Consider the following 11,340-nt stretch of genomic DNA (forward strand, 5'->3'; position numbering starts at 1 on the left):
AGGAGCGTAAACGGAGGAGAAACCAGAGTTCGTCGGTATTTTTGGCTCAACAAGCACAGATAGCTCAAAGAGCTATGGCTTAAAGTTAAAGTGATTTATTAAGAGTAAGATTTTTTTGGTATTACGAAGATGCATCTGCCAATGATTTGGCAGGGAGGGATTCTTGCGCTACTACCGGTTTTCTGCCCGAGATTCAGACAGAAGAAAAAAGGTGGAGAGTCGATCTGTAAGCCGGGTTCTGTCTTGAACAGTCATTCGTCTACGATGGCCATCACTGGACACCTTTAGCAACCTACCCGGTCCCAGCGCGGGCCACGCCTTGGGACCCTATTTGGTCTTGCTCCAAGTGGGGTTTACCTAGCCACGAACTGTTGCCAGTCGTGCGGTGCGCTCTTACCGCACCTTTTCACCCTTACCGGCACCGAAGCGCTTAGGCGGTTATTTTCTGTGGCACTTTCCGTAGGCTCACGCCTCCCAGGCATTACCTGGCACTTCGCCCTATGGAGCCCGGACTTTCCTCCCCCTCCTAATTTTCATAGAAGGCAGCGACTGTCCAATCGACTCTCCGCCGCGAAGGTTAACGGCACGGCGGACTTAGGACAAGTAATAAAAGTTCAGAATTGCCATCACGTTCAGACGGAATACAGGTTTTAGCCAAAAACTATTCGGCTTTCTGTTTATCCAGCGCAGCCTGGTACAAGAGGTTCTTGCGAACGCCGGTAATTTCCGCCGCCAGGGCCGCAGCACGCTTGAGGGGCATTTCCTTGAGCAGCAGGTCAAGGATGCGCATCGTCTCGCTGCCCACGGCGTCTTCATCCTCCGGCGCCGTCCAGCCCGCCACCAGCACCACGCACTCGCCGCGCTGTTGATTGCTGTCGCCCTCGACAAACCCGCGCAGCGCTTCCAAAGGCAGGCCCTTTAGTGTTTCAAAGGTCTTGGTCAGCTCACGGGCCAGCAGTGCCAGGCGTTCGCCGCCAAACACCAGCTCCATGTCTTGCAGGCATTCAAGGATGCGGTGCGGGGCCTCGTAAAAGATCAGGGTGCGCGGCTCTTCCTTCAACGCCTGAAGACGCGCGCGACGGCCCACGGCCTTGGCCGGCAGAAAACCTTCGAAGATAAAACGGTCGGAGGGCAAACCTGCCGCCGACAATGCGGCGATCAGCGCGCACGCCCCCGGAACAGGCACTACATTGATACCCGCAGCCCGAGCCTGGCGCACCAGATGGTAGCCTGGGTCGGAAATCAGCGGCGTGCCCGCGTCGGAGATCAGCGCCACATCGTCGCCGGCCAGCAGGCGCACGATAAAACGACTGCCCTCTTCGCGCTCATTATGTTCATGGCAGGCCGCAAGTGGGGTGCTGATACCAAAATGCTGCATTAATCGCTGGGAGTGCCGCGTGTCTTCAGCCGCGACCAATTTGACGTCGCGCAACACCTTAAGCGCCCGCGCACTGATGTCGTCCAGGTTGCCAATGGGCGTCGCCACGACAAAAAGCGAGCCTGCAGTGGAATTCAAAGGACCTGGAGCAGTCAAAACGCACACCTCGTTGGTTGGCAAAAGCGACATTGTAGCGCGTAGGCGCCTTGAAAATATGCCATCAAGGTTGATGCCGTTTCAGCCGTTAGTCGCTGGTAGCAACATTTACACGACCTAAATCGACAGTTTCACGCCACTAACATCGCGCCTGGGCCAGTGCTTGGGTACAATTCCACGCTAATTTGATCGGTATCAGGAACACTTACATGATCGCTTGCCTGCGGCTGCTCTCCGCCCTCTGCCTCGCTGCCTTGCTGGCCGCTTGCGCCAGCTCGCCCTCTTCCAGCCTTGGCGACCTTCCACGGACTCCGGACGCCAGTATCGAGCAACTGCTCGAACAGGCCACGACTGCCAACACGCCAGAAAAGGCCGCCATGCTACGCCTGAGTGCGGCAGACATGGCGTACAAACAGCACAACTCAGGCCGCTCAGCGCAGATTCTGGCGCAGGTGCCCCTGGATATCCTCAAGCCAGCCCCGCAGGTTTTTGCGAGCACCCTGGCCGCCGAATTGGCCATGGCACGCAACCAGCCCAAGGCCGCCTTGACCGCCCTGAGCCACCCGAGCCTGCAAAACCTGAAGGACCTGCCGCCTGAACAGCAGATCCGCACAGGCAGCGTGCACGCCCGTGCTTATGAAGCCGATGGCCAGACCCTGGCGGCTGCGCGTGAGCGTGTTGCCATGGCCCCGCTGCTCACTGGCGATGCCGCCAACAGCAACCACGAAGCCATCTGGGCACTGATTGGCGCCCTGCCGGCCGAACAGCTGCAAGCCAGCGGGAACCCAGTGCTGGACGGCTGGATCACCCTCGCCCAGTCGGTCAAGGGCGCCGGTACGCTGGAGCAACAACAAGCCGCGATCGACACCTGGCGTGCACAGAACCCGGGCCACCCAGCCGCCGTGCAACTGCCGTCGCCGCTGATCAAACTCAAGGAGCTGGCCAGCCAGCCCCTGACCAAGATTGCCCTGCTGCTGCCCCAAGGCGGCCCGCTGGCCGCCGTCGGCAAAGCACTGCGCGAGGGTTTCATGGCTGCGCACTACCAGGCTGAACAAGCCGGGCAAAAGCCGCCGGTCATCGAGTTCTATGACAGCTCGCGCCTGACGTCCATTGATGAGTTCTACGCCAAGGCCCAGGCCGCAGGCGTGCAACTAGTGGTCGGTCCGCTGGAAAAACCACTGGTCAAACAGCTCAGCGCACGGCCTCAGTTGCCGATTACCACCCTGGCGCTGAACTACAGCGAGACTGACCAAGGCCCGCCGCAGCTGTTCCAGTTCGGCCTGGCTGCTGAAGACGAAGCCCGCGAAGTGTCGCGCCGCGCACGTGCCGACGGCCTGCATCGCGCTGCGGCGATGGTGCCACGTGGTGAGTGGGGCGAGCGTGTCTACAAGGCCTTCCGCCAGGATTGGGAAGCCAATGGCGGCACGGTGATGGGTGTCGAGTATGTCGACCAGCCAGTCGCCCTCGCCCAGCAAATTGCCGAACTGCTCCAACTGCGTAAAAGCGAAGGCCGCGCCAAGAGCCTGCAAAGCACCGTCGGCACCGACGTAGCCGCGCAACCCTCGCGTCGCCAGGACATTGAGTTCATCTTCCTGGCCGTGACCCCGCAGCTGGCCCAGCAGATCAAGCCGACCCTGAACTTCCAATACGCCGGTGATTTGCCGGTGTACGCCACGTCCCACGTGTTCAGCGCCAGCGGCGACAAGAACCAGTACCTGGACATGACTAACGTGATGTTCTGCGAAACCCCTTGGCTGCTCAACACCACCGATCCTCTGCGCAACCAGGTTGCTGCCCAATGGCCGCAAGCCAATGGCAGCCTGGGTCGCCTGTATGCGATGGGCGTCGATGCCTACCGCCTGGCGCCGCGCCTGGGCCAACTCAAGGCATTGCCGGATACCCGTGTTGACGGCCTTTCGGGCAACCTGGGCATCAGCACCAACCAGCGCGTTGATCGCCAGCTGCCATGGGCCAAGTTCGTCGGTGGCGGGATCCAGCGCCTGCCGGACACCCCGCGCTGATGCCCGAGCGGTCCAACGCACAAAGCGGCAAGGACGCCGAACTTCAAGCACTGAAACACTTGCAACAGCAGGGTCTGCGCCTACTGGCGCAGAACTGGTTGTGCAAACGCGGCGAGCTTGATCTGGTCATGCTTGACGGCGATACAGTAGTATTCGTCGAGGTCCGCTACAGAAAACACGCACAATGGGGTGGCGCGCTCGCCAGTATCGACGGGCGCAAGCGTCAGAAACTGATACTCGCGGCGCAGTTTTTCCTGCAAAAAGAGCATCGCTGGGCCGACGCCCCCTGCCGTTTCGATGTGGTTGCCATAGAAAGCACACCGTCTGGTCAGGCTGATCTGAACTGGCTTAAAAATGCCTTCGACAGCTGATTCGCCGGACATCTTCACCACACACTTTTGCTCTTTGCTTTGCGGGCTACACATTCCTGTGCCAAACAGCCGCGCTACTTAAGGTCACACAGATGGACATGCAATCCCGAATTCGCCAGCTTTTCCAGGCCAGCATCGACACCAAGCAACAGGCGATGGACGTACTTGCACCGCACATCGAGCAAGCCAGTCAGGTCATGGTCAATGCCCTGCTCAACGAGGGCAAAATGCTCTCGTGCGGCAACGGCGGTTCGGCCGGCGATGCCCAGCATTTTTCGTCGGAGCTGCTCAACCGTTTCGAACGTGAGCGCCCGAGCCTGCCGGCCATTGCCTTGACCACCGACTCGTCGACGATCACCTCGATCGCCAACGACTACAGCTACAACGAAATCTTCTCCAAGCAGATCCGCGCCCTGGGCCAACCGGGTGACGTGCTGCTGGCGATTTCCACCAGCGGCAACTCGGCGAATATTATTCAAGCGATCCAGGCCGCACATGATCGCGAAATGATTGTCGTAGCATTGACCGGACGCGATGGTGGCGGCATGGCCTCGCTGCTGTTGCCGGAAGACGTGGAGATTCGCGTCCCGGCCAATGTCACCGCACGTATTCAGGAAGTCCACCTGCTGGCGATCCACTGCCTGTGCGATCTGATCGACAGCCAACTGTTTGGGAGTGAAGAATGACCGTTAACCGCCTCAGCCTTTTGGCCATTACCCTGTGCCTCGCTATCAGCGGCTGCAGCACGGCCATCACCGCAACACGTGACACCCCTATTCAGGACGACAAGGGCACCCGTACCTTCGGCAGCAAGATCGATGACTCGCTGATCGAAACCAAGGTCGAAGTCAACGTCGCCAAGGCCGCGACCGACCTGGGCAACGGCGCATCACGCATTGTTGTCACCAGCTTCAACGGCGTCGTGCTGCTAGCAGGCCAGACGCCACGCGCCGACCTCAAGGCCCAGGCCGAGCAAGCCGCTGCCGCTGTGCAGCGCGTGAAGAAGGTGCACAACGAGTTGCAGGTGATGGAACCGATCACTCTGCTGGCCATCAGTAATGACGCCCTGCTGACCACCAAGATCAAGGCGCAGATGCTCACTGATAACGCGATCCCTGGTTCGCGCATCAAGGTCGTCACCGACAACGGCATCGTTTACCTGATGGGTCTGCTGACCCAGGCGGAAGCAACCCGTGCATCCAATCTGGTGCAGGGTGTGTCCGGCGTGCAAAAAATCGTCAAGGTCTTCGAGTACATCGATTGACCTGAACACGCAGCCACAAAAAAGGCCGCCGCATGGCGTAATGCCAGTCAGTTAAGCTGACTGGCATTTTTATTTTTCGATCGGGTACTTCGGCGATTTCAGCCGGATAGCCCAAGTACACGCGGTGAAGCTCAGTTCGCACAGATGGATGCCCGGACAATGGCGGCTCATTCCCACCATCTGATAACGCAACAGGTTGTAGCCCAGCACCTCCCCCACAACTCTTGGTCGATCATCTCGGGCGTCTTGCTACCCAGCGTGTAGCTGCTGTTGAGCAGTGTCTGTTTCATCCCGGAACCCTAATTCGATCTCCCGGCGATGGCTGTACAGGTCGACGATTTCATCAGGTGGGAAGCGCAGCGAGTCGGCCATCGACGTCAAAGTCTGACAGACCTTGCCCTTGACGGTTTTGCTCAGGAGCCTTGCGGTAAGGCGCTCCGGCAATCCCGGCCATTGCTTGCGGGCCTGCGGCGAAGTGCTTAACGAGACCACCGCATCCTGACGGCCCAATCGCTGAATGACTTCGTACTGCGCCCCTTTGCGTAACGGCATAAACCAATGCCGCTCGGTGCCGGCCTGCTGCCACTGATGCAGCAACCCCAGGGAGTAAAAGCCGCGATCGAACAGCGTCAACGAGTGATCCGGCGTGGTGTCGATCAGTTGCTCTGCCAGCTTCATTTCGTTGCTGCGATAAGCGCCGCTTGCGCAAGGTGGCGACACGGCCTGTTGCAATGCCTGCTCGACCAGAGAGGGATCAAGCAACGAATCCAATCCCTTGAGGGAATCGGGAGTCGAGACGACGTTGTGGGCTAGTTCCAATGCCCGAGCCAGACGCGTAAAAAAATCCGATGCCTATTCAGGCATCGGATTTTGATTTCTTGCGGCCAAAGGTCAAGCAATGAGGCTTAACTGATCGGCATTAGCCGCATGGCGCCCTTTTTTATTAACGTTTATTGGTATTGAGAGTACGGATTACCCTGGAACTGGTTGTTCTGCTGTGGCGCCTGTTGCTGGGCACCTGGCTGGCCATACTGCTGGCCTGGGATTGGACCGAGGTTCACTTCAACGCGACGGTTCTGGGCACGGCCGTTAACGTCTGCGTTACTGGCAATCGGGTTATCCGGGCCGGCACCGCGTGCAGTCAGGTTGGCACCATTGACACCCTGGGACGTCAGGTAGTTGGCCACGCTCTGCGCACGACGCTGGGACAGGTCCATGTTCAACTGGCGGCTGCCGGTGCTGTCGGTGTAACCAACGATCTGAATGGTATTCTGGTTGAACTGCTTGAGCGAGTTGGCCAGGTTGTTCAGAGGCTGGTAGAAGCTGCTGGAGATCGCATCCGAGTTGGTCGCGAAGGTGATGTTGCCCGGCATGATCAGCTTGATCTGGTCGCCCTGGCGCTGAACTTCAACACCGGTATTGGCCATGCTTTCACGCAGTTTCTTTTCCTGCTGGTCGGCGTAGTAGCCATAGCCCGCAGCACCGGCACCCGCAACCACTGCACCGATCAGTGCGCCCTTGCCACGGTTGTTATGGTCGATGGCCGCCCCCGCCAATGCACCCGCCAGGGCACCCAGGCCACCGTACTTGGCGGTCTTGCTCATACCGCCGGACTGGTTACTCGCCTGTCCCTGGCTGCTGCCGTCATAAGGGTTAGGTGATGCGCAGCCGGACAACAAGGCTACGGCGGTAGCAACAACAAGCAGACGACGCGAAGTGAACATGGGGGAGCTCCTACTTTTGCATTCTAAGGTGCAAAGGACATTGGCAATGGACCTGTGCCGAGTTTGGAACGCGACAAACGGTAAAAATTCCGTGGCTACAGAAACCGTAGCAGACGCACGCTGAACACGACCTGAGTTTTTGCGACAAGGCGTGCCTGCTATAGAACAGCACCTGCCTGGCAATTATTGCGTTACGCCCGCACAAAAGGGTTCTCGCGCATTTCATCACCCAGCCGGGTATCGGGGCCGTGACCGGTCACCACCGTCGCGCCCTCATCCAAGGTATACAAGCGCTGCTTGATCGAACGCACAATGGTCGCCTGGTCCCCGCCCCACAAATCTGTACGCCCGATACCGCGACGAAATAGCGTGTCACCCGCAATCAGCAGCTTGGCATCGGCAAACCAGAAGCTCATCGACCCCGGCGTATGCCCCGGTGCGTGCAACGCCACACCGCAGCCGCAGGCCAATTCTTCATCATCTTCCAGCCAGCGATCAGGCGAAGGCACCGGGGTGTAGGGAACGCGAAACATCTGGCATTGCATTTCCAGATTGTCCCAGAGGAATTGATCCTCCTTGTGCAAGTGCAACGTGGCGCCGGTCTTCTCTTTCAACTGACCGGACGCCAGGAAGTGATCGAGATGGGCATGGGTGTGGATAATGCTCACGACCTTGAGGCCCAATGCATCAAGGCGCGCCAGGATCAGCTCATGGTTGCCACCCGGGTCGCCGATGATGGTGCAGTTGCACTGCAGCGGGCCGACGGGAAAGGTCTCGCGGATGACTGCGGCGTGTTCAATATTCATCAGTGCTCCAGCAGGCTCTATGGCATATTCGGCACGGAGTATGGTTGACGACACCCCTGACCCGAAAGGGAGCATTGCGTCCCGAGTACCAACGGCTAAGCTTTCCAAGCGCCATTGAAGAACCATCCAAGACCGCAACCGCGCCGCGCTGGAGCGAGCCCCATGGCGAATCAGCTGATCATCTGCGAGCACTGCGACTGTGTGTACGAAAAAGTCACGCTCGCCAAACATCAAAAAGCCCATTGTGTGCGCTGCGCGGGCGTACTCCAGCGTTACAACGGTCTGTCAGTACAACAACGTCTCGCCCTGACCCTGACCGCCGCCGTGTTATGGACTTTCGCCAATTTCTATCCGGTGATGAGCATCAGCCTGCAAGGCCTGAAAAACAGCGCCACCCTGTGGGATTCAGTGGTTGCGCTGAGCCTGGGGCCGATTACCTTTATCGCCTTGGTGGCCGCTATTTCCATCATCATCGCACCGGTGTTTCAGCTATTGCTGCTGACCTGGGTGCTGAGTTTCGCCCTCTCGGGCAGACGTTCGCCCGCCTTCAAGCTATGCATGCGCTGGCTGGAAGCGCTCAGACCCTGGAGCATGCTGGAAGTGTGCCTGCTCGGTGCGATGGTGGCCGTGTTCAAGCTGGCCGGTATGCTGGATGTGATCCCCGGCACTGGGCTATTTGCCCTGGCGGCGCTGAGCCTGTTGCTGATCCGCATTGCCGGTCGTGACGTGCGCGATCTGTGGGACGCCGTATGAACCCGCCACCGACTGCCAGCGAGCTTAACCTGTGCCTGTGCCACAGTTGCGGCCTGTCTGCCGACATCAGCACCGGCGCGCCGGAATGCCAGCGCTGTGACGCCCCCCTGCACCGGCGCAAAGTCAACTCGCTGACCCGTACCTGGGCCTATATGCTGACGGCGCTGGTGTTTTATGTACCGGCCAACCTGCTGCCTGTGATGAACACCACCATGCTCGGTTCAGGCGCGGACAGCACTATCATGAGCGGCGTGCTGGAGTTCTGGCAGCATGGTGCGTGGGACATTGCGCTGATTATTTTCATCGCCAGCATCGCGGTGCCCGGCATCAAGTTTGCGTCATTGACGCTGCTGCTGGTTACCGTGCAGCGCAACAGCCGCTGGGCGCGCAAGGAACGTTCGAAGCTGTTTCGGTTTGTCGAACTGATCGGCTACTGGTCCATGCTCGACGTGATCGTGGTTGCGCTGGTGGCCGCGCTCGTCAAGTTCCAGGCCCTGGGCACCATCGAGCCACGCCTGGGCATTCTGTTTTTCGGCCTGGTGGTGGTGTTTACCATGCTGGCCGCCATGAGCTTCGACCCGAGGCTGATCTGGGAAACCCCACACACCAAGGATACCCCGGATGACGTCCCCCATCGCTGAAACCCCGCAATCCCCTGGCTCGCCGGCCGTCAAGACTCGGCGTTTCAGCGTTTCGCTGGTTTGGATCGTACCGATCGTTGCGGTGTTAGTGGGGATTTCACTGGTGATTCACAGCGTGCTCCAGCAAGGCCCGACTATCATCCTTAACTTCAAGACCGGCAGTGGCCTGACCGCGAATAAAACCGAGGTCAAATACCGCAACGTGGTGATCGGCCAAGTGACCGAAGTGGCCTTGAGTGACGACCAGAAAAGCGTCAACGCCACCGTAAAGCTGGCCAAGCAGGCCGACAGTTTTACCCGCGCCGACTCGCAGTTCTGGGTGGTACGCCCGCGCATCGGCGCCGGCGGCGTGTCCGGCATCGACACCCTGCTCTCCGGCGACTACATCGGCGCCGACATTGGCCAGTCCGACACCCGCGCCAAACAGTTCACCGGCCTGGAAAACCCGCCGCCCATCACTTACGGCGAACCGGGCAAGCGCTTCACCCTGCACACGCAGAACCTGGGTTCGCTGGATATCGGCTCGCCGGTGTATTACCGCAAAATCGAGGTCGGCCAGGTCGTGGCGTACAAGCTGGATGCCGAAGGCAAGGGCGTCGATATAGAGGTGTTCGTGCACGCGCCCAACGATGTCTACGTCACCGAAAATACGCGGTTCTGGAACGCCAGCGGCATTGACCTGAGTGTGGGCGCCAATGGCTTCGCGCTGAAAACCGAATCACTGTCGTCCATGCTGGTCGGCGGTATCGCTTTCCTGGCACCGCCTTACAGCCCCAATGACAAGCCGGCCGGTGAAGAGCGCACGTTTGAACTGTTCGACGATCAGTTCGCCGCCCTCGCCCCGCCCAATGGCCAGGGGCAATACATGAGCCTGCGCTTCGACCAGGCGCTGCGCGGGCTCAAGATCGGCGCACCGGTGGAATTCCTAGGCGTCGAGTTTGGCAAGGTGGTGTCGATCAACCTGGATTTCGACGCGAAGAAGCGCAGCTTTCCGCTCAACGTCGGCATCGTGATCTACCCGCAATTGCTCGGTCAGGCCCATACCAAGTTGCTCAAGACGATGAACCATGACCCCAATGACGAAGCCGCCGGTGTGCGCCTGATCGGTTCGTTTATCGAAAACGGCCTGAGGGCCCAGGCGCGCAGCGGCAATTTGCTGACCGGCCAGTTGTATATCGCCCTGGACTTCTACCCGAAAGCCGAGAAGGTGGCGTTTGATCCCAAAGCCCGTCCGGTCAGCATTCCCACGATTCCTGGCAACCTGGAACAGTTGCAGGAAAAACTCGAAAACATCGTCAACAAAATCAACCAGTTGCCGATCGAACGTATCGCCGGCAACGTCGACAGCAACCTCGTGGAATTGCGCAAAGGACTGACCCAGTTCAACGCCAAGACCTTGCCCAGCGTCCAGAACACCCTGGCTGACGTGAGCAAGACGTTGCAATCGGCCAACTCGACCCTGGCCGAAGACTCACCGCAACGTGAGCAACTGACCCAGACCCTGGATGAACTGGGTCGCATGTCGCGTTCCTTGCGCGAGCTGTCGGACTACCTGGGCCGACACCCGGAATCACTGATTCGCGGCCGCCCCGACAACGCCGCCCCGTTGGACCTGCAAGGACCGCCGCGCAAATGAACCGTGGAGCAAGCGCCATGACGTTAACGTTGAAAATCACCCTGCTCAGCGCATTGCTCGCGCTGGGGGCATGCAGCAGTACACCGATCACCTTTCATACCCTGACCCCGGCGCAGTGGAGCAATACCACCGGGGCCGCCGCGGGTGGGATAAAAATCGAAAGTATCAGTGTGCCGCCACAAGTCGACCGTCCGCAGATAGTGATTCGCCAAGGCAACAGTGGCGTGGCGATCCTGGACACCCAGTGGTGGGCTGCCAGCTTGGTGGATGAGTTGAGGAGCGCGCTGGTGGATCAATTGGCTAACAGCAACCCTCGGCAACCCATGCTGTTGCGCCTTGAGGTGCAGCGCTTTGACTCCGTGCCCGGCCAGTACGCACTGCTCGACGTCAAATGGCGTCTGCGGTCAGCCAGCGGCAGTGATCGCGCGCCACTGACCTGCCGCACCACTTTGCAGTCGCCGGCCGGCGCGAGCATTGACGACCTGGTGCTCGCCCACCAGAACAATCTCAAACGCTTCGCGGCGCAGATTCTTCAGGCAGTCGACAGGTCGTCCAACCAGTGCCCAAGCGCGCCATAGCCGTCGGAGGGT

Annotated in this window: 11 protein-coding genes, 1 other RNA gene and 1 pseudogene; 8 read left to right on the plus strand and 5 right to left on the minus strand. The window is 59.5% G+C overall.

What is annotated here, in order from left to right:
• Positions 1-211: 211 nt before the first annotated feature.
• An RNA gene (rnpB, locus tag AACY30_RS05570) (RNase P RNA component class A) lies at positions 212-565 on the minus strand.
• A gap of 96 nt (positions 566-661) precedes the next feature.
• Positions 662-1,567: a 16S rRNA (cytidine(1402)-2'-O)-methyltransferase gene (rsmI, locus tag AACY30_RS05575; protein ID WP_339539982.1), complete on the minus strand. Its 906-nt coding sequence runs from the start codon at positions 1,565-1,567 to the stop codon at positions 662-664.
• A 176-nt stretch (positions 1,568-1,743) separates the two neighbouring features.
• Here rsmI and AACY30_RS05580 point away from each other — a divergent pair, with 176 nt between their 5' ends.
• From AACY30_RS05580 to AACY30_RS05595, 4 genes are all read left to right on the plus strand, one after another.
• Positions 1,744-3,555 carry a penicillin-binding protein activator gene (locus tag AACY30_RS05580; RefSeq protein ID WP_339539983.1) on the plus strand — a complete coding sequence of 604 codons (1,812 nt, stop codon included), beginning with the start codon at positions 1,744-1,746 and terminating at the stop codon, positions 3,553-3,555.
• Positions 3,555-3,926 carry a YraN family protein gene (locus tag AACY30_RS05585; protein ID WP_339468512.1) on the plus strand — a complete coding sequence of 124 codons (372 nt, stop codon included), beginning with the start codon at positions 3,555-3,557 and terminating at the stop codon, positions 3,924-3,926. The genes AACY30_RS05580 and AACY30_RS05585 overlap by 1 nt, the downstream gene beginning before the upstream one ends.
• 92 nt (positions 3,927-4,018) lie before the next feature.
• Positions 4,019-4,612, plus strand: a complete 594-nt coding sequence (locus AACY30_RS05590; protein WP_007904374.1) for a phosphoheptose isomerase — start codon at positions 4,019-4,021, stop codon at positions 4,610-4,612.
• Positions 4,609-5,190: a BON domain-containing protein gene (locus AACY30_RS05595; RefSeq protein WP_065875057.1), complete on the plus strand. Its 582-nt coding sequence runs from the start codon at positions 4,609-4,611 to the stop codon at positions 5,188-5,190. The genes AACY30_RS05590 and AACY30_RS05595 overlap by 4 nt, the downstream gene beginning before the upstream one ends.
• Positions 5,191-5,316: 126 nt before the next feature.
• Here the strand turns inward: AACY30_RS05595 and AACY30_RS05600 are convergent.
• The 3 genes and pseudogenes from AACY30_RS05600 to AACY30_RS05610 form a co-directional block, all read right to left on the minus strand.
• Positions 5,317-5,952, minus strand: a pseudogene (locus AACY30_RS05600) (IS4 family transposase); the annotation flags it as partial.
• A gap of 188 nt (positions 5,953-6,140) precedes the next feature.
• Positions 6,141-6,914, minus strand: a complete 774-nt coding sequence (locus tag AACY30_RS05605) for an OmpA family protein (protein WP_339417569.1) — start codon at positions 6,912-6,914, stop codon at positions 6,141-6,143.
• A 191-nt stretch (positions 6,915-7,105) separates the two neighbouring features.
• On the minus strand, positions 7,106-7,720 hold the full coding sequence (locus AACY30_RS05610) for an MBL fold metallo-hydrolase (protein ID WP_339539984.1): 615 nt from the start codon (positions 7,718-7,720) through the stop codon (positions 7,106-7,108).
• A gap of 162 nt (positions 7,721-7,882) precedes the next feature.
• Between AACY30_RS05610 and AACY30_RS05615 the strand changes: the two genes are divergently transcribed.
• The 4 genes from AACY30_RS05615 to AACY30_RS05630 are packed head-to-tail and all read left to right on the plus strand — an operon-like array spanning position 7,883 to position 11,328.
• Positions 7,883-8,473, plus strand: coding sequence for a paraquat-inducible protein A (locus tag AACY30_RS05615; protein WP_012722281.1), 591 nt, complete (start codon positions 7,883-7,885; stop codon positions 8,471-8,473).
• Positions 8,470-9,114, plus strand: a complete 645-nt coding sequence (locus tag AACY30_RS05620) for a paraquat-inducible protein A (RefSeq protein ID WP_339468511.1) — start codon at positions 8,470-8,472, stop codon at positions 9,112-9,114. The genes AACY30_RS05615 and AACY30_RS05620 overlap by 4 nt, the downstream gene beginning before the upstream one ends.
• Complete coding sequence (locus AACY30_RS05625) at positions 9,095-10,750, plus strand: PqiB family protein (protein WP_339539985.1); 1,656 nt, start codon at positions 9,095-9,097, stop codon at positions 10,748-10,750. The genes AACY30_RS05620 and AACY30_RS05625 overlap by 20 nt, the downstream gene beginning before the upstream one ends.
• Positions 10,751-10,767: 17 nt before the next feature.
• The gene (locus AACY30_RS05630; RefSeq protein ID WP_339468508.1) at positions 10,768-11,328 is read left to right on the plus strand and encodes a PqiC family protein; all 561 of its coding nucleotides are present in this window, start codon (positions 10,768-10,770) and stop codon (positions 11,326-11,328) included.
• Positions 11,329-11,340: the final 12 nt, after the last annotated feature.

This window comes from Pseudomonas sp. RA_5y_Pfl1_P24 (assembly GCF_963970945.1).
Classification (GTDB): domain Bacteria; phylum Pseudomonadota; class Gammaproteobacteria; order Pseudomonadales; family Pseudomonadaceae; genus Aquipseudomonas; species Aquipseudomonas tritici.